This is a genomic window from Pseudomonas sp. WT-JTC (genome assembly GCF_056711565.1).
In genome coordinates this window covers 6,083,270-6,105,391 of the sequence record NZ_CM160042.1, presented here as the reverse complement: position 1 = coordinate 6,105,391, position 22,122 = coordinate 6,083,270, and the positions used below count along the sequence as shown (strand labels likewise).

The following is a 22,122-nucleotide window of genomic DNA, read 5'->3' as shown; positions in this document are numbered from 1 at the left end:
GCTAACGCAGTGCAACTTGCGCACAAATGGGGTTTGTATGTCTGGTGGATGTTTCTGTTGACGGGTGGTGTGGATTTTCAGGTGTTTTTTTCAAGTGCCGTTCACACCGCGGTGATTGGATTAGCAAATACTCTGCCAGCCTCAAGAGAACTTAGTCTTGTGACGTAAAGTCCTTTAAATACTGGCTTTTAGAGGTCGTCGGTGACCATCCGGTGCGGGCTGTTTGGGGAATGGCACCCAATAATGGGGTGAGATTTAACCAGAACTGAGGAATAGTGCACAGTTGCCGTAATTAGTAGGGTTTCTTGAATTGGCTTGAATAAAATAATATTGAAATTTTCTGTTGAAATGTTTTGTTACGTCTAGAGTTGTATCAAGCGCTACCCAGTGGCGCGAAATATCATTCTTTTAAAAGCCTGGGCAGCGAGAGTGCTTTGCCAGTCAGGCCTCGTCTTGCCCATGCAACTTGAAGTTGATGCGGCTACTCGAGCGGGCAGCAAGAACCATGGCGCTGAGTTCATCTCGCAACAGGGAAATCACGGAGTTGATTACTCCATACTGAATCGGGAACGCTGTCATGTTTGAGTATTTGAACACGTTGCGAACCACCTGCCTGACCCGTGCGATGGCGATGGCTCTTTTCGCCGCCAGCCTGCCTGGCATGAACGTTTTGGCCGCAGACCCCGTCGGGGTCGTTCCGGCCGTGCCGGATGTGCCCAGCCTGCAGTCTCTGCACGGCCTGACACCCCCCGACCCTTCGGGAACCGAAGGCGGGCGCAAAGTCGACCTGATTACCGACTACGTGCTCAATCGCTCGGCTGCAGTGCTTCTGGGCAAGGCACTGTTCTGGGACATGGAGATCGGCAGTGACGGTTCCACCGCTTGTGCGTCGTGCCACTTCCATGCGGGTGTCGATCACCGCACCACCAACCAGATCAACCCGGGACAGGCGAACACCAATGCGAACGTCTCGTCGATCTTCAACAAACCGTTCACCGCCGCCGACATCCCGGGCGACGTGCCGACCTACACCACCAGATCCGGTGGCAAGGGCGGTCCGAACTACCTGTTGAAGAAAGGCGATTTCCCGACCCATGTGCTGGCTGATCCGATGGATCGCAACTCGGCGATTCTCTACTCGACTGACGATGTGATCGGCTCGCAAGGCGTGTTCGACGCCAACTTCGTCAAGCCCCATCAGTCGCGTTTCGATAAGTGCATCCAGCAACCGGACGGCATCTTCCAGGTGGGTGGCATCAATGTTCGCCGTAGCACCGGGCGTAATGCGCCAACGGTGATCAACGCCGCGTTCAACGTGCGCAACTTCTGGGATGGCCGGGCCAATAACGTCTTCAACGGCTTCTCGCCGTTCGGCAATCGCGACCCTGACGCCGGGATTTTCGTGACCAGCGATGGCAGTGGCGTGGCGACCAAAGTCCGGCTGGCGCTCAAGGATGCTTCCGCCGCCTCGCAAGCGGTAGGGCCTCCCGGCAGCCCGGTGGAAATGTCCTGCGGCGGGCGTACCTTCGCCGACATCGGCCGGCGCATGCTCGATACCTTGATGCTCAAGCAGCAACGGATCTCGTCCACCGATTCGGTACTCGGGCCGGTATCCAGTGGTCATCGGCCGACCTACCGTGAACTGATCAAGAACGCGTTCCAGCCACGTCTGTGGAATGCCACGCAACAGGTCTCGCTGGGCGGTGCACCATACACCCAGATGGAAGCGAACTTCCCGCTGTTCTTCGGGCTGGCGATCCAGATGTATGAGTCCACGCTGATCTCGGACCAGGCGCCGCTGGATGCCTATCTGCAGGGTGATCACACAGCCATGAACAACCAGCAGGTCCAGGGCATGAACCTGTTCCTGGGCAAGGGCAAGTGTGTCAATTGCCATGGTGGTGCGGAGTTGACCAACGCCGGCAGCCGGTTGCTGTTCCATCCTCGGGAACGTATCGAGCGCATGGTCATGGCCGACAACCTGACCACACTGTATGACAGCGGTTTCTACAACACCGGGGTGCGTCCAACGTCGGAAGACCTTGCGCTCGGTGGCTCGGATGCCTGGGGCAATCCGTTGTCCTTCACTCGCCAGTACAACACCGTGCTCCAGGGCGGCCAGATCCCTGACCCGCTTGAAGTTGATGTGTGCACCTTCGAAGCGCCTTTGAGCCCGGCCATCCCTTGTGATGCGACGCTCAAGCCCAATGTCGGTTTCCGCGACGCGGTCGATGGCGCCTTCAAGACGCCGACCTTGCGCAATATCGCGTTGACCGGGCCGTATTTCCACAACGGCAGTCGCGCAACGCTGCAACAGGTCATGGAGTTCTACAACCGCGGCGGCGACCGGCGTGGCGAGGATGCCAGCAACACCAGTGGCTTCGAGCACCCGACGGTCAATCAACACAACGGCTCAAACCTCGATCCGGACATTACCCGGCTGAACCTGACCCCGGATGAAGTGGATGCATTGGTCAAATTCATGGAAGTCGGCCTGACCGATCCTCGGGTTGCGTGGGAACGGGCGCCGTTTGACCATCCGTCGCTGGTACTGCCCCAGGGCGAAAAGGGGGATGAAAACTCGGTCGGGCAAAAACCGGCCAGTCCGAAGATCACTACCCGGCAGGCGCAGGACGCCGAAATCCAGCTCAAAGCGGTCGGTGCCGAAGGTCGCACACGTCTGGAAGGGCCACTGCAACCGTTCAACAACGACCTATAACAGGTATTGCCCTTGCGTCACTGGTGACCGATGGACGCCAGTGACGCCTTTTTACAAATACCACAGTATTTCACTCAGCAAATCGGAGTTTCTGCCGTTACAGTGGTTGGCACATTGCCATCAATTGATTTGACCGGTCGGAGCTTTACCCTTGCCGCGTTCTTCCGCTGTACGTTTCAGTCACTTCCTGCCGTCATTACTGCTGTTACTGGCGGGGCTTGCGGCTGCATACATCAAGGATCTGAACGTCTTCTTCACCTCGCTGTTCAACGTGCTGCCCACCCTGGTGTTGTTGCTCGGTGGCGCCTATTGCGCGGTGTACCGACGTCAGCGTGAACTGTTTCTGATGGTCACGGTGTACATCGCCTACTTCTTGCTCGACACCCAGACCGACTATTACCGCGACAACGGCAAGGTGCGCGACGATGCCGCCGTGGTCTTTCATTTGTGTTGCCTGCTGCTGCCGCTGCTGTTTGGCATCTTCGCGGCATGGCAGGAGCGCACCCATCTGTTCCAGGACATGGTGGCGCGTTTCGCCGTATTGCTGGCGGTTGGCAGCGTGGCGCTGGGGCTTGAGCAAAGCTATCCGCACACGCTGCTGATCTGGCTGTCGGAGATTCGCTGGCCCGCCTTGCATGGCGCCTGGATGAGCCTGATCCAGTTGTCCTATCCGGTGTTCATTGCTGCGTTTGTGCTGCTGGCCTGGCAATACTGGCGTAGCCCACGACCGCTGCATGCCGCGCAATTGGTGGGGCTGCTCGGGTTGTTCTGGATGTTGCCGAAAACCTTCATCCTGCCGTTCACGCTGAACATCATGTGCAGCCAGGTGATGCTGATGATCGCCGCCGCCGTTGCCCACGAAGCCTATCAAATGGCCTTCCGCGACGAACTGACCGGGCTGCCGGGCCGCCGGGCGCTGAACGAACGCATGCAACGGTTGGGGCGCAACTACGTGTTGGCGATGAGCGACGTCGACCACTTCAAGAAATTCAACGACACCCACGGCCACGACGTCGGCGACCAGGTGCTGCGGCTGGTGGCCAGCAAGCTGGCGAAAATCGGCGGTGGCGGTAAGGCGTATCGCTATGGCGGCGAGGAATTTGCCCTGGTGTTTGCAGGCAAGACCCTCGAAGAGTGCATGCCACACCTGGAAGTCATCCGCGAGTCCATCGCCACCTACAACATTCAGCTGCGTAATCAGGAGAATCGCCCGCAGGACGATAATCAGGGGCGCCAGCGGCGTGCCGGTTCCGCTGCGTCGAGTGTATCGGTGACGGTCAGTATCGGCGTTGCCGAACGGATCGATCAGCGCACCCCGGAAGAGGTGCTCAAGTCCGCTGACCAGGCGCTTTACAGTGCCAAGGGCGCCGGGCGCAACTGCGTGATGGCGTTCGGGCAGAACCGCCGTGGCGCGGTGCGCATGGACGCGGCTACGGTTGAGTGATGATGACGCATTCAGCGTCTGGACTGTGATTGTGAGGCGTGGTCGGCGGCAGTAGGTTGAAGAAATCTGCCGACGGAGAATGACCATGCCCGAGTACAAAGCTCCCTTGCGCGACATGCGCTTTCTGATCGACCACGTCTTCGACTTTCACGGTAACTACGCTGCGCTGGGGGCCACCGATGCCAGCCCGGATATGGTCAATGCGATCCTCGAAGAAGGCGCGAAGTTCTGCGAAAACGTGCTGTCGCCGCTCAACCGCAGTGGCGATGAAGAAGGCTGCCATTTCGACAATGGCGTGGTCACCACGCCTGCCGGCTTCAAGCAGGCTTTCGCACAGTATGTGGAAGGTGGCTGGCATGGCCTGGCGGCCGATCCAGCGTACGGCGGCCAGGGTTTGCCCAGCTCTCTGGGGCTGGTTATCAGCGAAATGGTGGCTTCCAGCAACACCTCATGGGGCATGTACCCCGGCCTGACCCACGGTGCGATGTCGGCGATCCACGCCCATGGCACCGAGGAGCAGAAGCAGACCTATCTGAAGAAGCTCACCGCTGGCCAGTGGACTGGCACCATGTGCCTGACCGAAGCCCATTGCGGCACCGACCTTGGCATCATCAAGACCCGCGCCGTACCTCAGGCCGATGGCAGTTACGCGATCTCCGGCAGCAAGATCTTCATCTCTGCCGGTGAGCACGACATGAGCGACAACATCATTCACCTGGTATTGGCCAAATTGCCGGATGCACCGGCCGGAACCAAGGGTATTTCGCTGTTTATCGTACCCAAGTTCCTGCCCGATGCTTCGGGTGAAGCAGGGGAGCGCAATGGCGTGTCTTGCGGCTCGATCGAACACAAGATGGGCATCAAGGCCTCGGCCACCTGTGTGATGAATTTCGACGGGGCCAAGGGCTTCCTGATCGGTGAGGCGAACAAGGGCCTGAACTGCATGTTCACCATGATGAACCACGCGCGGCTGGGCACCGGCATGCAAGGATTGTGTCTGGGCGAGGCAAGTTTCCAGGGTGCGATCAAGTACGCCAACGAGCGCTTGCAGATGCGCTCGCTGACCGGCCCGAAAGCGCCGGAAAAAGCCGCCGACCCGATCATCGTGCACCCTGATGTGCGGCGGATGTTGCTGACCATGAAAGCCTTCAACGAAGGCAATCGCGCGCTGACCTACTTCACGGCGCAGTTGCTCGACGTTGCGCACCTGAGTCCGGATGAAACGGCGCGTCAGAATGCCGAAGACCTGCTGGCGTTCCTCACGCCGATCTGCAAAGCCTTCATGACCGACACCGGGCTGGAGGTGACCAATCACGGCATGCAGGTATTTGGCGGCCACGGGTTCATTCGCGAATGGGGTATGGAGCAGTTGGTCCGCGACTGCCGGATCGCGCCGATCTATGAGGGTACCAACGGTATTCAGGCGCTGGACTTGCTGGGGCGCAAGGTACTCGGTAGCCAGGGCAAGCTACTGCGCGGGTTCACCAAAATCGTCCACAAGTTCTGTGTGGCGAATGCCGGGCATCCACAACTGGCCGGGTATGTGGTGCAGCTCGATCAACTGAACCAGCAGTGGGGTGAGTTGACGACCAAGGTCGGCATGGCGGCGATGAAAAACCCTGACGAAGTCGGTGCGGCGTCGGTGGATTACCTGATGTACAGCGGCTACATCATCCTCGGCTACCTGTGGTTGCGCATGGCGCTGGTGGCTCAGGCGCAACTCGATGCTGGCAGCGGTGATGGCGATTTCTGCCGGGGCAAACTGGCGACCAGCGAGTTTTACTTCAAGCGCCTGTTGCCACGTACAGCCTCTCATCGGGCCGCCATCGAAGCGGGTAGTGATTGTCTGATGCAACTGCCGGCGGAGCTATTTGCGCTCTGACATCGCCCCCTGTAGGAGCGAGTTCTGCTCGCGATGGTCGTGAACGATAACGCGTAAAACCAGATGCCGATGGCGTCTCCAGGTTTTTCGCGAGCAAGCTCGCTCCTACACTGCAAAATCCAATGACTAAAAATAACAAAACGGTCATGAGCTGACCCTATGTGTCACAAAAGTTGTTGAGGTACACTCCGATCCAACGAAAACACTCTTCCTGTGAATCACCTGTATAGATCTTGCGAGGTTTGCCATGGCTGACTACAAAGCGCCCCTGCGCGATATGCGCTTCGTCCTCAATGAAGTTTTCGAGGTCGCCAAACTCTGGGCCGAGCTGCCTGCACTGGCCGAGACCGTCGATGCAGAAACGGTCGAAGCCATCCTGGAAGAAGCCGGCAAAGTCACCAGCAAAAGCATCGCACCGCTGAGCCGTGCCGCTGACGAAGAGGGTTGCCATTGGGCGGACGGTGCCGTCACCACGCCGGCAGGTTTCCCGCAGGCCTATCAGACCTACGCCGAAGGCGGCTGGGTTGGTGTCGGTGGCGATCCGTCCTACGGCGGCATGGGCATGCCCAAGGCCGTTTCCGCGCAGGTCGAAGAAATGGTCAACTCTGCCAGCCTGTCGTTCGGTCTGTACCCGATGCTGACCGCCGGCGCTTGCCTGTCGATCAACGCCCACGCCAGCGAAGAGCTGAAAGCCGCGTACCTGCCGAACATGTATGCCGGTATCTGGGCCGGTTCCATGTGCCTGACCGAACCCCACGCCGGTACCGACCTGGGGATCATCCGCACCAAGGCCGAGCCTCAGGCCGACGGTTCCTACAAGGTCAGCGGCACCAAGATCTTCATCACCGGTGGCGAACACGACCTGACCGAAAACATCATCCACCTGGTGCTGGCCAAGCTGCCGGATGCACCGGCGGGTCCGAAAGGCATTTCGTTGTTCCTGGTGCCGAAGTTCATGGTCAATGCCGATGGCAGCCTGGGCGCGCGCAACCCGGCAAACTGTGGTTCGATCGAACACAAGATGGGCATCCAGGCATCCGCCACCTGCGTGATGAACTTCGACGAGGCCGTGGGTTACCTGGTCGGCGAGCCGAACAAAGGCCTGGCGGCGATGTTCACCATGATGAACTACGAGCGACTGGGCGTGGGCATCCAGGGCCTGGCCACTGGCGAGCGCTCGTACCAGAACGCCGTGGAATACGCGCGTGATCGCCTGCAAAGCCGTGCGCCCACCGGCGCACAGAACAAGGACAAAGTGGCTGACCCGATCATCGTCCACCCGGACGTGCGTCGCATGCTGCTGACCATGAAAGCCTCGAACGAAGGAGGCCGTGCGTTCTCCACCTACGTGGCGATGCAACTGGACACCGCCAAGTTCAGCGAAGATGCCGCCACCCGCAAGCGTGCGGAAGACCTGGTGGCGTTGCTGACCCCGGTGGCCAAGGCGTTCCTCACCGACCTCGGCCTGGAAACCACCGTACACGGCCAACAGGTCTTCGGCGGCCACGGTTACATCCGTGAGTGGGGCCAGGAGCAACTGGTGCGTGACGTGCGCATCACCCAGATCTATGAAGGCACCAACGGCATCCAGGCACTGGACCTGGTCGGGCGCAAGATCGTCGGCAGCGGCGGGGCGTTCTACAACCTGTTCGCCGACGAGATTCGTCACTTCACGGCGACCGCCAGTGCGGACCTCGCCGAGTTCACCAAACCGCTGAACGACGCTGTGACCACCCTTGATGAACTGACCGCATGGTTGCTGGATCGGGTCAAAACCAACCCGAACGAGATCGGCGCGGCGTCGGTCGAGTATCTGCAGGTGTTCGGCTACGTGGCCTACGCCTACATGTGGGCGCTGATGGCCAAGGCGGCTTTCGGCAAGGAAGCGCAGGATGATTTCTACGCCAGCAAACTGGGTACGGCGCGGTTCTATTTTGCCCGCCTGTTGCCGCGCATTCACTCGTTGAGCGCGTCGGTGAAGGCCGGCAGTGAGTCGTTGTTTCTGCTGGACGCAGGACAATTCTGATGAAGTAGAGTCGTGTAAGCATTCTCTTACATAACGTGCTGCTGTTCTCCCATAGATGCAAATTGGATCCAGAGCTAATCTACTTTACATGGACGTAGCGCAGGAAGCGCAAAGCAACAACAGGGACACGTAGGATTCTGCCAGGACGGCGGAGTGAAATGGATGTCAGGGAAACAGTCTGCAAAGCCCCGCTTCGGCGGGGTTTTCTTTTGCCCAAAGAAAAGTTTCTAGCTCAGCCCATCCAGGGCCTGCGCGCTGTTCAAGCGCACATCCGGGCCATTTATCACCTCTTCCAGCAATGTCCGCAGCAATGCCAGCGAGGTCTGCTGCCGTTGCACATCCCGACACACCAAACCGACTTTCAGCGGCACTCGCGGTTCGCTCAGGGGTTTCCACAGCAGTTCGTGGTTGCCATGGGTCTTTTGCGAGCGCCCGGGCAGTACCGTCGCCAGACGCGTGTGCGGCAGGCTGTCGAGGATGCCGGCCATGTTGTTGAGTTCGGCTTGCACCTGTGGGCGACGTCCGAGGCTGGCCAGTTGTGCCTGCCAGATCTGCCTTATTTGAAACTCCTCGCCCAGCAGCAACATCGGCAGCTCGGCGGCCTGACTCATGGACACTTTCTTGAATTCACGCAGCGGATGCTCTGCCGGGATGACCAGGGTCAGTTCATCTTCGTACAGCATCACGCCATGTAAACCAGGCTGGCGGGGTGGCAGGTAGCTGATGCCGATGTCCAGAGAACCGTTGAGCAGTCGCCGCTCGATTTCCAGGCCGGTCAGTTCATAGATCTGCACCACCAGATGCGGCTGCGCCTTGCGCACTCGCTCGAGCATCTGCGGAACGAGGCTGGTGTGCACGGTCTGCAATACACCGATGGCCAGGGTGCGCAGCGCCTGACCCTTGAAGTTGCCGAGCGCTTCCCGTGCCCGTTGCAGGCCATCGAGCAGAGGCAGGGCATGGTTGTATAGCGTGTGGGCCGCGAGAGTCGGCAACAGGCGTTTGCTACTGCGCTCGAACAGGCTCACATCGAGGTTTTGCTCCAGGTGGCGGATTTGCTGGGACAGCGCCGGCTGGGAAATTGACAGGCGCTCGGCGGCCCGGCCCACGTGGCCTTCTTCATAGACCGCGACGAAATAACGCAGTTGCTTGAAATCCATAAGTGTTACTTATTGAAAATACTGAGAAATCGAAATGGCTGAACACCTCGTCTGAGCCTAGTCTAACCGCATTCACAGGGCTTACAGGGCCATAGAGCGCGATGAATAGCGTTTGTTTCGATGGTGTTTACATAGGTAAGGCAAAAAACCTCAAAAGAGGTTTTTTCAGATGAACCTGTTCAGTCTGCGTCGCAGTCCTCCCAGTCTTGATGATCTGGTCCTGGACGCCTCCCTGCCATCCCAAGACGATAACCTTTCCAGCGAGTACTTGATGCCCAGTGTCGAGCGGCCGAAACAGGTGTTTGTGCGTGGGCAGGGCTCATGGTTGTGGGACAGCGATGGCCGTGCATACCTGGATTTTTCCCAGGGCGGCGGGGCCAACAGCCTTGGCCACAGCCCTTCGGTACTGGTCAACGCCATCACTGCCCAGGCTCAATCGCTGATCAATCCGGGTTTCGGCCTGCATAACCGCGGCATGCTCAGCCTCGCCGAACATCTGTGTGCCAGCACCGGCAGTGATCAGGCTTACCTGCTCAATACCGGCAGCGAAGCCTGTGAGGCGGCGATCAAACTGGCGCGCAAATGGGGTCAACAGTATCGCGGCGGTGCGTCGCGAATCATTGTGGCCAACAACGGTTGCCATGGCCGGAGCCTGGCGACGATTTCGGCGTCGGACAGTTCGACATTGATCAACCGATTCGAGCCGCAACTGCCGGGTTTCAGCCATGTCCCGTTCAACGACCTTCCGGCCTTGCATGCGGCCGTGGATGAACGGACCGTAGCGATCATGCTTGAGCCGATCCAGAGCGAAGCCGGCGTGATCCCGGCCACCGCACATTACCTCAAGGGTGTCGAACGCCTGTGCCGTGAACTCGGCATTTTGCTGATATTCGACGAAGTGCAAACCGGCATCGGCCGTTGTGGCACCTTGCTCGCGGAACAGTCCTGCGGCGTAACGGCGGATATCGTCGTGCTCGGCAAAGGGTTGGGCGGCGGCGTGCCCTTGGCTGCGCTGCTGGCGCGGGGCAAGGCGTGCTGTTTCGACATTGGCGAAGTGACAGGTACTCATCACGGTAATGCGTTGATGACCGCCGCAGGGCTTTCGGTACTCGCTACGGTGCAGGACAAGGCTTTCCTCAAGCACGTCGCAGAGACCGGTCAACATCTGCGTGAAGGCTTGGGGCGTCTGGCCCATCGTTACGGTCACGGCGAGTTGCGCGGACAAGGGCTGCTTTGGGGGCTGACGCTGTCGGACGATTGCGCCGATGCGGTGGTCAAGGCCGCGCTGTACGAAGGCTTGCTGCTCAATGCCCCGCAACTCGACTGTCTGCGCTTTACCCCGGCGTTGAATGTCAGCAACGCCAACATCGATGAAATGCTCCTGCGCCTGGCGCGCGCCTTCTCCAGAGTACGCACCGCGCAATTGCAGTGCCGCAAAGGGATTTCCGTCTGATCCGACGCGCCCTGCACAATTTCCAGAACCGTCTCGCGGTAAAACGCACGCCTCACGCCTGATTCTTTTGGCGTGGGGCGTTTTTTTATTTGAGAATTTCAATGAAGGGGCGTAGTTCGGGAGTAGAAGGACTGAACGCTGACAAACGGCACAGGTCGACTAGCTGTAGGGCTCGAACGAGCCCACCCCAATCAGGAGTTGCCCCCATGGACTTTATTCGCATCATCATCGCCATCCTGTTGCCACCACTGGGCGTATTTCTGCAAGTAGGATTCGGCGGAGCGTTCTGGCTGAATATTCTGCTGACGTTGTGCGGTTATATTCCGGGGATCGTGCATGCGGTTTACATCATCGCCAAGCGCTGAATCTGCGGCGCTGGATCAATTGCCTTCGACTTGCTCGCGAAGGGAGCACCACCGTTTCGGCAATGAGCGCGGGTTTCAGTCCACTGAATCCATCACCCGCCGATAAAACAGCCACTCCTGCTCCAGCGCATGGGCCTGGTTACCGGCCTTGCGAAAGCCATGGCGCTCGTCGGCGTAGTAATGCGCTTCGACCAGGATGCCGTTGTCCTGCAGTGCCGTGACCATGTCGCGGGTCTGTTGCGGGACGACCACGGCATCCAGCTCTCCCTGAAAGAAGATCATCGGCACGCGGATGTTGCTCGCATGCAGCAGCGGCGTGCGGGCCGCGTAGCGATCGGCATCCAGCTGCGGATCGCCGATCAGCCAGTCCAGATAGTCGCTTTCGAATTTGTGGGTCGCGCGCCCCAGCGCCACCGGGTCGCTGACCCCATACAGGCTGGCGCCGGCGCGGAAGACATTGTGAAAGGCCACGGCGCAAAGGGTGGTGTAGCCACCGGCGCTGCCGCCGCGGATGAAGGTCTTGTCGGCGTCGATCAAGCCGCGTTGGTTGAGGTAACCGACCACGGCGCAGGCGTCCTGCACATCCACATCGCCCCAGCTCAGGTGCAGTGCCTGGCGATAGGCCCGGCCATATCCGCTGCTGCCGCGATAGTTGAGGTCGGCCACGGCGAAGCCCCGCTGGGCCCAGAACTGGATACGCGGATCGAGCATCGGGTAGCACGCCGACGTCGGTCCGCCATGGATGAACACTACCAATGGCGGATTAACCTCGCCGGTCATCGCCGGGTAAAAGAAGCCGTGTGCTTCGCCTGAGCCACTTGGGTAGCGCAAGGTTTGCGGGCGGCTGATCTGTTCGGGAGGAAGCGGTGCGATGCCGCCGGCCATTACGTTCACTTGCCGGCTTTGGCGGTCGATGGCGATGACAGCGGTTGAACTGACGGGCGACGCCGCGATGCAATAGATGAACCGCTCATCCACGGCGAGATGGCGGAAGCGGCTGTAGTCGCCGGTGAAGTCGGCGTTGGAGTCGCCACATATGCCCAATCGGCCAAACCCGCCTTCGGTCCAGCTGGCCAGATAGCTTTCTTCACTCAGCGGCAACCAGGTGCAGCCGCCGAGTTGCCAGGGCGCGGGGCCATGGTCGGCGGCAGCGCTCGGCAATGGGCTCAGGCCTTTTCCGGACTCCCTCCATGGCTGCCAGTAACCGGCGCGGTCCGTCAGGCAATACAAGCGACCGCCGGCATCAAACCGTGGTTGTTGCACAGACTCTTGAACGCCGTCGCCCGCCGCACAACGAGCCTCGGCAAAACCTCCGCTGGCGAGGCGTTCGGCAACCATCAAACGGGTCGCTGTCCATGGCTGATCCGGGCGACTCCACTCGATCCAGGCCAGGCGCAGGCCATCAGGACTGAGTGTCGGCGCGGCGTAGAAATCAGCACCCTCGGCCAGCAGGTGACGTGCGCCATCGTCCAGATCGATTGCCACCAGTCGGTGTTGATCGCGGCGCTCCTCGACCGCCAGTACCTGCCCTTGCGCAAATTGCAGATCGCCGTAACGGCACATGCCAGACGTCAGCCTTTCGGGCGCTTCGCCTTGCAGTGTTTGCCGATACAACTGCTGGTCGGCCTCGTTGACGAAAACGATACCGTCGTCCGTCAGACAAAACGCTCCACCGCCATATTCGTACACACGACTGCGCGCGCTGAAGCCCGGTGGCGTCAGGCATTTCGCTGCGCCGTCGCGCCAATGCCAGATCCGGCACGCCGCGTCTTCGGGGCGGTACTCGTTCCAGAACAGGCCCTGTCGACCGACCTGCAGTTCGGCAAAGTCGATACCGGCCGCGACGGCCTTGGCAGCGCTGAGGGGTTCAGCTCTTGGCGATGAGGCGTGAGTTTCGTTCATTGCGAAAGGCCAGTTGGTCGATGGTCTGGGTTGCGTGTTCGGCTTCTTCGCGAGCCTTGAGGATCACGCCGTGTTGTGGCGACTTGCTGCACACCGGGTCGGCGTTGCTGGCGTCCCCCGTGAGCATGAACGCCTGACAGCGGCAGCCGCCGAAGTCTTGTTCTTTCTCGTCACAGGAGCGGCACGGTTCGGGCATCCAGTCATAACCGCGAAAGCGGTTGAAGCCGAACGAGTCGTACCAGATGTGTTGCATGCTGTGGTCGCGCACGTTGGGAAACTGTACTGGCAGCTGTCGGGCTCCGTGACAGGGCAGGGCGGTTCCATCGGGGGTGACCGTCAGAAAAATACTGCCCCAGCCATTCATGCAGGCTTTCGGGCGCTCTTCGTAATAGTCCGGGGTGACGAAAATCAGCTTGCACGGATGCCCTTCGGCTTCCAGTCTGGCGCGGTATTCATTGGTGATGCGTTCGGCGCGCACCAGCTGTGCCTTGGTCGGCAACAGCCCGACGCGATTGAGCTGTGCCCAGCCGTAGAACTGGCAAGTGGCGAGCTCGACAAAGTCCGCCTCAAGGGCGATGCACAGCTCGATGATACGGTCGATCTGGTCGATGTTGTGCCGATGGGTGACGAAATTCAGCACCATCGGATAGCCGTGGGCTTTCACCGCCCGGGCCATTGCCAGCTTTTGCGCGAAGGCCTTTTTCGAACCGGCCAGCAGGTTGTTCACCTGTTCGTCGCTGGCCTGGAAACTGATCTGGATGTGATCGAGACCGGCCTTCTTGAAGTCGCTGATTTTCTGCTCGGTCAGGCCGATGCCGGAGGTGATCAGGTTGGTGTAGAAACCCAGCTGGCGGGCTTCGGCAATCAGTTCGGCGAGGTCCTGGCGCACCAGCGGTTCGCCACCGGAAAAGCCCAGTTGCGCCGCACCCATTTCCCGCGCTTCGCGGAACACCTTGACCCATTGCTCGGTGCTCAGCTCCTGGCCTTGTTCGGCGAAATCCAGCGGATTGGAGCAGTAGGGGCATTGCAGCGGACAGCGATAGGTCAGCTCGGCCAGCAGCCACAGCGGCAGGCCGACTTCAGGTGTGGGCGGCACCTGCACCGATGCCTCAGGCAAGTTCGATCCAGTGCTGCGCACGGGCCACCTCCATGAATTGCTCGATGTCGTCACCGAGTTCGGGCACGCCGGGGAACTGTTGGTCGAGCTCATTGATGATCGCCGCGACATCCCGTTGCCCGTCAATCAAACCACCGATCAACGCGGCACTTTCGTTGAGCTTGATCATGCCTTCCGGGTACAGCAGCACATGGCCTTTTTGCGCCGGCTCGTACTGGAAGCGGTAGCCGGGGCGCCAGGTCGGGGTCTTGCTGCGATCGAAACTCATAAGGTGATTCCTTTGTGCCAGACCCGTTCCCCGGTCACGCTGTGATACGGCGGGCGTTTCAGTTCGTAGGCCATGCTCATGGCATCGAGCATGCTCCAAAGAATGTCCAGTTTGAACTGGAGAATTTCCAGCATGCGCTCCTGGCCTTCCCGGGTCGTGTAGTGCTGCAGGGTGATCGCCAGACCGTGCTCGACATCCCGCCGTGCCTGACCCAGGCGCGTACGGAAATATTCGTAGCCGGCCGGATCGATCCACGGGTAATGCTGGGGCCAGCTGTCCAGGCGCGATTGGTGGATTTGCGGGGCGAACAGTTCGGTCAGCGAGCTGCTGGCGGCTTCCTGCCAACGGGCGCGGCGCGCGAAGTTGACGTAGGCGTCCACGGCGAAGCGCACGCCGGGCAGCACCAGCTCCTGGGAGCGTAACTGGTCCGGGTCGAGGCCCACGGCCTGGCCCAGGCGCAGCCAGGCTTCGATGCCGCCGTCCTCACCGGGCGCACCGTCGTGGTCGAGCAGGCGCTGAATCCACTCGCGGCGAATCTCGCGGTCCGGGCAATTGGCCAGAATGGCCGCGTCCTTCAGGGGAATGTTCACCTGATAGTAGAAGCGGTTGGCGACCCAGCCCTGGATCTGCTCACGGCTCGCCCGGCCTTCATACATCGCCACGTGGTAGGGGTGATGGATGTGGTAATAGGCGCCCTTGGCGCGCAGGGCCGCTTCGAATTCGGCGGGGGACAGCGGGGTGTCGATCATTGCGGTTCTCCGGGGAACATCCGGTGGGTTCTTTGGTGTCTGGGCGGACGCCTTCGCGAGCAAGCCCGCTCCCACAGGGTTTTGTGTACGCCATAGACCCAATGTGGGAGCGGCGGTGCGGCGATCCGACTTGCTCGCGAAGGGGCCATCCGCTACAGCACAATACTCATGCCGTCATACGCCACTTCAACGTTGCGCCGCTCCAGCTCCGCCCGCTGCGGCGAGTCTTCGTCGAGAATCGGGTTGGTGTTGTTGATGTGGATAAGCACCTTGCGCTGTTCGGGCAGTTGTTCAAGCACTTCGAGCATGCCGCCGGGGCCGTTTTGCGCCAGATGGCCCATCTCCCGGCCGGTGCGGGTGCCGACGCCACGCCGCTGCATTTCATCGTCATCCCACAAGGTGCCGTCGACCAACAGGCAATCGCTGCCGGCCATGATCTCCAGCAGCGGCGCATCGACCTTGCCCAGCCCCGGCGCATAGAACAGCTTGCCGCCGGTGCCCCGGTCTTCGACGATCAGGCCGATGTTGTCGCCCGGATGGGGGTCGAAGCGGTGCGGCGAGTACGGCGGCGCGGCGCTGCGCAGAGGCAGCGGGGTGAAACGCAGGTTCGGGCAGGCGGGAATGGTGAAGCTTTGATCGAGCTCGATGCGGTTCCAGTTCAGCCCGCCGTTCCAGTGCGTCAGCATGGTGAACAGCGGAAAACCGCTGCTCAGGTCTTCGTGGACCATGTCGGTGCACCAGACCTGATGCGGGCACCCTTCACGCAGCATGAGCAGGCCGGTGGTGTGGTCGATCTGGCTGTCCATCAGGATGATCGCGCCGATCCCGGTATCGCGCAGGGCCCGGCCCGGCTGCATCGGGGCGAAGCCCTGGAGTTGGGCGCGGATGTCCGGGGAGGTGTTGCACAGCACCCAGTTCACGCCGTCATCGGAAATCGCGATGGACGATTGCGTCCGCGCGCTGGCCCGCAGGCTGCCGTCGCGAAAGCCTGCGCAGTTCACGCAGTTGCAGTTCCACTGGGGAAAACCGCCGCCGGCGGCGGAACCTAGAATCTGGACAAACATGGGCGCTCCATCGTTTCAACGCTGAAAATAAAACGCCTCGGATAACCGAGGCGTTGTGCTGCACATCTGCCAAAGCAGAGATTAGCGGCTTGCGAAGTACATGGTGACTTCAAAGCCGATACGCAGGTCAGTGTAAGCAGGTTTGGTCCAGGCCATAAATCGAACTCCTTCAGTTAGGGTGGGATAGCGCTATCTATAGATATAGTCCACCTCAAGTCAGAGATGTTCCAGATAGTTAGGTTGCTATGTTACTCAAAATTTCAAAGAAATTGCCCGTGAAACTTTGAGAAAGCTCCTTGCAGCCCCGGTAATGATCATTTTGCCGCTTGCCATGGCTCACCCGGGCTGGCGGCACTGGCCAGGCAGCGCCAGCCGCCCTCGGCCTGATTCAGACGTCGGGCCATGGCCAGTAGAGCAGCCCGGTCGATTTGCACAATGGACTGGGGTAATTGCGTCAAATATTCCGACGAACGGCCGGCCAGCTTGCCCTGCCAGAGCAATTCGGCCGCTTGAGCGGTAGTGAGTGCGGTGCTGGAAAATTGATCCGCCAGAGCCTGGCGTTGAACGCTGAAGGTGCTGTCGTCGAGTGCCTGGATCAGGTCCGGCAATCGATTCAGGAATTGCTCGATGTGTTGCAGCAACTCCATCGGCACAACACTTGGCGATTGCACACCGAACAGCAGCCCGGTCTGCCCGTGGATCTGCCGCAGGGCGCTGAACACCGCATAACCCAATTGCAATTCCACCCGCAGGCGCTGGTAGAACGGCGTCTGGGAGAGGTGCGCGAGCAAACGCCACGCGGCTTCGTCGGCTATCGCCTGGGTGGCTGTCGGACAGAACAGCAGCAGCGCGTGCTCGCTGGAGGCGGTATCGACATGGCTCCACAGACGTTGTGAATGGATCGAAGCGGGTGGCGTCAGTTGATTGTCCGGCGTGCCGGGTACACGGCTCAAGGCCAGGCTCATGGCCGCTTGAGTCTGAGCTGATAACCCGATGGCCAGCCCGTCCCATCGCGCACTCGACCAGAGCTGCTGCAGGTTATCCGAGTTTGCGGAGTGCTCAAGGCTGTGATCGGGCAATGCCTTGAGCAGTTGCCGAATCGGTATTAGCGCCACGCTCGTCGGTTCGGCTTGTGAGACAGCGGCATCAGGTTGTGTCAGTTCTTTCAGCGCATGCTCCAGGACGCTGGGCATCGGCTCTTGTAGGCCGTTCAACTTCAGCAGCCATTCGTTGCCCGACGCACTGAAGGCAAAATCCACACCGGCCTGGCGCGCGTCTTCGCGCAACGGTTGCAGGTTGTTTTCCAGCCGTGATTGAAGGTAGCTGCCGGGAGTCGAGTCCAGTCGCCAGCGCAGATAAATCGCACCTTCAGCACCGTTGTCCGGCCATGCCTGGCTGAATTGCATCGGCGAGCGTTCACGGCGGCTGCGCGAACGGTCCTGGGCAAATGTGCGCAGGCCGCGGTGGGCACTGGTCTGGCCACGAATCAATCCGGCGTTGGGTGTCGGTGCTTCGGAGCGCAAGAACGGGTTGGGTGTCGGCAATTGCCATGGGCCGCTGAAGTTATCCACAGCGCCGATTTGTTTGAGGATCGGTTTGAGGGCTGTAACACCCGGCTCGGACAAGCCGACTTCGCGTTGTTCGCTGTCCAGTCGGGCCAGTTGCAAGGCGCTGCTGACTTGCTGCTGGCGCTGGAGCAGGGTGGCGTACTCTTCGCGCAATGGGCGCCAGTCTTGCTCGGCAAAGAAGCCAAGCCAGTCCATCAGGCGTTCGCGGATGCCCGTTACCGGGGACGCGGCGGGCAGGGTGAATTCGAAATGCAGCAAGGCCTGACCGGCGAATTGGTAAAGCGGCTCGGCCTTCAGGTTATCGGCCAGCCCGCGTTCGCGCAGGTCCGCCAACAAGCCGCCGGGTTTTGCCATGTTCAGCCAATGGCACAGGAACGCCAGCGCTTCGGCAGAGAAGTCGGGCAGGGCTTCAAGGGCAAACAGCAGATCCAGGCGTCGTTCGCCAGCCTGTTGATAACTGTTGGCCGAGGCATCCATCAGCGGCACTGGGGGCTGTTGAACGGCTGTTTCGCCTTTGGCAATGACGTTGCCAAAGGCTTCGGCCATCGCCTTCAATTCATCGAGGCTCTGCGGCCCGACCAGGCTCAAGGTCATTTGCCCGGTCTGGTAAAACCGCTGATAAAAGTCCTGCAACGCCTGCTGAAACTCGGGTTGCTGCAGCGGCAGACTGTCACGATTGCCGGCATGAAATCCCCGCAATGGATGAGCCTCGCCAAGCCCGCTGAACAAAGCAGACTGTTGCTGTGCTGCGGCATCCTGCGACCAGGCGACAAATTCCGCCTGCAACACTTCCCGTTCCCGCTGCTGGTCGTCCGGATTCATACGCGGATGGGCGAGCATGTCTGACAGACGCTCCAGCCCACCGGCAAATGCTTTGGGTGGCAGTTCGAAAAAGTAGTCCGTGGTGCGTTCGCTGGTCCGCGCATTCACTTGCCCGCCATGACTCTGGACGTAGGCCATCAACCCTTGCCCTGCGGGAAAACGCTCAGTCCCCAGAAACAGCAGATGCTCAAGAAAATGCGCAAGGCCGGGCCACGCCAGCGGCACATCATGGCTGCCCGCAGCGACCCGCAACGCTGCTGCGCAGCGCTTCAGATTCGGGGCATGACGCAGGGTCACCCGCAGGCCATTGGCCAGGGTTTCCATAGGGGGGCGAGGGTGATTCAGCGCGGGCATGGGCACTTCCAGAACAGTGAAGTGCCAATGCTAGCGGATTAGAGTGGTTTAGCGCTTGTTCAGGTCGCCGTAAAGCTCAGGGCGGCGATCGAGGAAGTAACGATTGGCGGCGCGGGAGTCGAGCATCAACTGCCGATTCAGCTCGCCGACGATCAATGCTTCATCCAGCCCGGCCTGAGCGATACGGCTGCCATCCGGCGCAGCGATGCTGCTCTGGCCGCAGTAGTGGATGTCGCCTTCGTGGCCGCAGTAGTTGGCGTAAGCCACATAGCATTGGTTTTCGAAGGCGCGGGAGCGCACGGTGACATCGGCGACGAAATCGAACGGAATCATGTTCGCGGTCGGCACTAGGATCAGCTCGGCACCGGCCAGGGCCAGGCGCCGGGCGTTTTCCGGAAATTCCAGGTCGTAGCAGATCAGGAAACCGAGCTTCCAGCCGTTGAGCTCAACGATGGGAAACTCGTCCGCTCCGGCGCTGAACATCGAGTGATCGAGATCGCCAAACAAGTGCGTTTTGCGGTAGTTGCACACGCGCTCGCCATGGGCGTCGATCAGTTGCACGGCGTTGTAGATCTGCCCCTCGGCGGTGCGCTCGGGATAGCCATACAAAATGGCGATCCCGGCAGTCTTGGCAATGCGCGCGATCTGCTGCGCCGACTCACCGTTGTACACCTCCGCAAGCACACTGACGGCATCGACGCCGATGTTGTAGCCGGTCAGGAACATCTCCGGCAGCACCAGCAGGTCCGCACCTTTGGCTTCCTGTGCAAGCTGCTGCATGCGTTGCAGGTTGCCGGCGACGTCCAGAGGCAGCGGCGGACATTGGTAAAGGGCTACGCGCATTTCGGATTCCTCTTACTCGGGCAGGGCGATCGGACCGATCTCGTTGAACACATCTCCTGGACCCGGATTTTCGGCGTGAGTTGCACCGCCGAAGTGTTTCATGATGCCCCACACCGCGTTGAGCGACGTCTGCACCGCGCCCTCAACCCAGGCCGGCGTCCACGAAACGTCGTCGCCGGCAATGAAGATCCCGCGCTGCTCGGGCGGCATGTCATCCTGCATGAAGTGCGCGTACATGCGCTGGTTGTAGCGGTAGTGGCCGGGCAGGGCGCCTTTGAATGCACCAAGGAAATGCGGGTCGGCTTCCCAGGACACGGTAATCGGATCGCCGATGATCCGCGCGGCGATGTCGACTTTCGGGTAGATCTTTTTCAGTGCATCCAGCGCCAGCTTCACGCGTTTTTCCACTGGGTGCGGGAGCATTTTCAGCGCGTCGCTCATCCACGAGTACGACAGGCAAATCACCCCCGGCTTGTCGTCGCCGTTGTCGAACAGGTAGGTGCCGCGGGTCAGGCGATCGGTGAGGGTCATGCTCATCAGGTCGCGGCCGGTTTCCGGGTCTTTGTCCTTCCAGAACGGGCGGTCGACCATCACGAAGGTTTTCGACGACTGCATGTAGCGGGTGCGGTCCAGGGCCATCCACATCTTTTGCGAGAACAGGGTTTCGTCGCATTCGATCTGGGTGGTCAGCAGCCAGCTTTGGCAGGTGGTCAGCACCGCGGCGTATTCGCGGGTGTCGCCGTTGTTGTCGGTGACCGCAAAGCGGCCATCCGGCGCGTGGGCGATTTTCTTCACCCCGGAGCGTGGAGCGCCATTGTGCAGCGACTTGAGGCTGGTGCCTTGCGGCCAATGCACGCAGCGCTCCGGTACATGGCGCCAGATGCCTTGCGGGACTTGTTCCACGCCACCGACCACCAAATGCTGGTGATCGTCACAGTTGGTCATTACTACGCGGAAGATTTCCAGCATCGAGTTCGGGAAATCGGAGTCCCAGCCGCCTGTGCCGAAGCCGACCTGGCCGAACACTTCGCGGTGATGGAACGACAACTTCGCGAAGGCTTTGGAGGTGGCGACGAAATCGTAGAAGGTGCGGTCGTCCCACAGCGGAACGAGGGTGTTCCACAGCTCCTTGAGGCGTGGCACGTCGCGGTCGCGGATTGCTTGCTGGATATCGGAGAATTGTGAACCGGCCTCCAGGGCGTCGGCCCAGGCGTCAGCCACTTCCTGAAAGAGTGCAGGAAGATCCGCCAGTTTTTGTGCGTAATGGGTTTTGCCTTCCAGATCGATGACGGTGCTGCCGGAAGCAGGTGTCAGCGGGTTGGGGAAGGGTTTGGTCTCAAGACCCAGCTTGTCGACGTAGTGATAGAACGCGGTGGACGACACCGGAAAACGCATGCCACCCAACTCCGCGACAATGCCATCGGTGCCGTTGAACGCTTGGGAGCGCAGGCGGCCGCCCAGCTTCGAGGCCTCATAGACCACCGGTTTCAGGCCAAGCTTCATCAGTTCGTATGCGGCCACCAGCCCCGCGATACCGGCGCCGACAATCGCCACTTCGGCGCCGTGATTGTGCTCGGGAATGCTGCCCAGGCCGACCGGGTGTTCGATCCAGTCGTCGAAGGCGAAGGGAAAGTCCGGGCCGAAAATGGTGACTGGTTTTTTACCGTCTGCAGGATGGCGATTGTTCTTGTTCATGGCTGACCTTGCTGGCGACTCGACGCGGAATGCGCATCTGAGTATAGGAAAAGATGCCAGCCATTCTAGAGAGCACAGAACACGTTAATAAGACGCAAAGTGTCGTCGTTTTGCCATTTTACTGGTCAATATGACTATATTGGTGTGCACACTGTCCAGTGTGGGAGTATTCAAACCGGCTGCCCCCGATCAATCTTGCTGCTCAAGATGATCGACGTCGTGGTCTTCTCCACCCCATCCACACTGCCAATCTGATCCAGCAACTGATCCAGCTGCTCCGGCGAGTCAGTGCGCAACCACGCCACATAATCAAATTCGCCACTCACCGCACACAGCTGCTGCACCTGCGCCATCGCGCTCAGGCGTCGCAACACCTCCCTGCCGGAACGCGGTTGCACAGTGATCCCGACATACGCCTGCAACCCGCCATCCACCACCCGCTGCCCGAGGCGCACGCCGTAACCGGTGATCACTTTGGCCTTTTCCAGCCGAGCCAGGCGCGAGGTGACCGTGGTGCGAGCGATGCCCAGATGCCGGGCAAGCATGGCCACGCTCTCGCGGGCGTTGATCTGCAGGGCGGCAATCAATTGGCGGTCGATTTCATCGAGAACGGGGGGGCGAGTGTCAGGCAAAGGGTTATCTCCAGCGGTATGGATCAGTGCGCAAGCATGTTACAGGCAGATTCTGTACGACG

General features: G+C 60.3%; 17 protein-coding genes. 6 read left to right on the top strand and 11 right to left on the bottom strand.

Features of this window, described 5'->3' with window-relative positions:
* The first annotated feature begins 577 nt into the window (after positions 1–577).
* The 4 genes from AC06G5_RS27790 to AC06G5_RS27775 all read left to right on the top strand — a co-directional run bounded on the left by AC06G5_RS27790 (position 578) and on the right by AC06G5_RS27775 (position 8,071).
* Entirely contained in the window at positions 578–2,719 is a 2,142-nt protein-coding gene (locus AC06G5_RS27790; RefSeq protein ID WP_480458608.1) for a cytochrome-c peroxidase, read from the top strand.
* A 151-nt stretch (positions 2,720–2,870) separates the two neighbouring features.
* Entirely contained in the window at positions 2,871–4,163 is a 1,293-nt protein-coding gene (locus AC06G5_RS27785) for a GGDEF domain-containing protein (RefSeq protein WP_413428472.1), read from the top strand.
* Positions 4,164–4,248: 85 nt separating this feature from the next.
* On the top strand, positions 4,249–6,045 hold the full coding sequence (locus AC06G5_RS27780) for an acyl-CoA dehydrogenase C-terminal domain-containing protein (RefSeq protein WP_413703916.1): 1,797 nt from the start codon (positions 4,249–4,251) through the stop codon (positions 6,043–6,045).
* A gap of 247 nt (positions 6,046–6,292) precedes the next feature.
* Positions 6,293–8,071, top strand: coding sequence for an acyl-CoA dehydrogenase C-terminal domain-containing protein (locus AC06G5_RS27775; protein ID WP_480458607.1), 1,779 nt, complete (start codon positions 6,293–6,295; stop codon positions 8,069–8,071).
* A 227-nt stretch (positions 8,072–8,298) separates the two neighbouring features.
* Here the strand turns inward: AC06G5_RS27775 and AC06G5_RS27770 are convergent, their stop codons facing one another.
* Positions 8,299–9,228: a LysR family transcriptional regulator gene (locus tag AC06G5_RS27770; protein ID WP_413703918.1), complete on the bottom strand. Its 930-nt coding sequence runs from the start codon at positions 9,226–9,228 to the stop codon at positions 8,299–8,301.
* Between the two features lie 169 nt (positions 9,229–9,397).
* Between AC06G5_RS27770 and AC06G5_RS27765 the strand changes: the two genes are divergently transcribed.
* Together AC06G5_RS27765 and AC06G5_RS27760 are read left to right on the top strand one after the other, a co-directional pair.
* Entirely contained in the window at positions 9,398–10,681 is a 1,284-nt protein-coding gene (locus tag AC06G5_RS27765) for an aspartate aminotransferase family protein (protein ID WP_480458606.1), read from the top strand.
* Between the two features lie 206 nt (positions 10,682–10,887).
* On the top strand, positions 10,888–11,046 hold the full coding sequence (locus AC06G5_RS27760; protein ID WP_003228885.1) for a YqaE/Pmp3 family membrane protein: 159 nt from the start codon (positions 10,888–10,890) through the stop codon (positions 11,044–11,046).
* A 75-nt stretch (positions 11,047–11,121) separates the two neighbouring features.
* Here the strand turns inward: AC06G5_RS27760 and AC06G5_RS27755 are convergent, their stop codons facing one another.
* From AC06G5_RS27755 to AC06G5_RS27710, 10 genes are all read right to left on the bottom strand, one after another.
* Positions 11,122–12,948 (bottom strand): S9 family peptidase, encoded by a 1,827-nt coding sequence (locus tag AC06G5_RS27755; protein WP_480458605.1) that lies wholly within the window; start codon positions 12,946–12,948, stop codon positions 11,122–11,124.
* The gene (gene pqqE / locus AC06G5_RS27750; RefSeq protein WP_480458604.1) at positions 12,914–14,086 is read right to left on the bottom strand and encodes a pyrroloquinoline quinone biosynthesis protein PqqE; all 1,173 of its coding nucleotides are present in this window, start codon (positions 14,084–14,086) and stop codon (positions 12,914–12,916) included. The genes AC06G5_RS27755 and pqqE overlap by 35 nt, the downstream gene beginning before the upstream one ends.
* Entirely contained in the window at positions 14,058–14,333 is a 276-nt protein-coding gene (gene pqqD / locus AC06G5_RS27745; RefSeq protein ID WP_008017387.1) for a pyrroloquinoline quinone biosynthesis peptide chaperone PqqD, read from the bottom strand. The genes pqqE and pqqD overlap by 29 nt, the downstream gene beginning before the upstream one ends.
* Complete coding sequence (gene pqqC / locus AC06G5_RS27740; RefSeq protein ID WP_413428556.1) at positions 14,330–15,082, bottom strand: pyrroloquinoline-quinone synthase PqqC; 753 nt, start codon at positions 15,080–15,082, stop codon at positions 14,330–14,332. The genes pqqD and pqqC overlap by 4 nt, the downstream gene beginning before the upstream one ends.
* Positions 15,083–15,234: 152 nt before the next feature.
* The gene (gene pqqB, locus AC06G5_RS27735) at positions 15,235–16,146 is read right to left on the bottom strand and encodes a pyrroloquinoline quinone biosynthesis protein PqqB (RefSeq protein WP_480458603.1); all 912 of its coding nucleotides are present in this window, start codon (positions 16,144–16,146) and stop codon (positions 15,235–15,237) included.
* 81 nt (positions 16,147–16,227) lie between these two features.
* A complete protein-coding gene (gene pqqA, locus AC06G5_RS27730) occupies positions 16,228–16,302 on the bottom strand; it encodes a pyrroloquinoline quinone precursor peptide PqqA (protein WP_003444522.1) in 75 nt (24 codons plus the stop codon).
* A gap of 158 nt (positions 16,303–16,460) precedes the next feature.
* The gene (gene pqqF / locus AC06G5_RS27725) at positions 16,461–18,890 is read right to left on the bottom strand and encodes a pyrroloquinoline quinone biosynthesis protein PqqF (RefSeq protein ID WP_480458602.1); all 2,430 of its coding nucleotides are present in this window, start codon (positions 18,888–18,890) and stop codon (positions 16,461–16,463) included.
* A gap of 48 nt (positions 18,891–18,938) precedes the next feature.
* Positions 18,939–19,733, bottom strand: a complete 795-nt coding sequence (locus tag AC06G5_RS27720) for a carbon-nitrogen hydrolase family protein (protein ID WP_413424136.1) — start codon at positions 19,731–19,733, stop codon at positions 18,939–18,941.
* A 12-nt stretch (positions 19,734–19,745) separates the two neighbouring features.
* Positions 19,746–21,428, bottom strand: a complete 1,683-nt coding sequence (locus tag AC06G5_RS27715) for a flavin monoamine oxidase family protein (protein ID WP_413424138.1) — start codon at positions 21,426–21,428, stop codon at positions 19,746–19,748.
* A 170-nt stretch (positions 21,429–21,598) separates the two neighbouring features.
* Positions 21,599–22,060, bottom strand: coding sequence for an Lrp/AsnC family transcriptional regulator (locus tag AC06G5_RS27710; protein WP_413424140.1), 462 nt, complete (start codon positions 22,058–22,060; stop codon positions 21,599–21,601).
* Between the last annotated feature and the right edge of the window lie 62 nt (positions 22,061–22,122).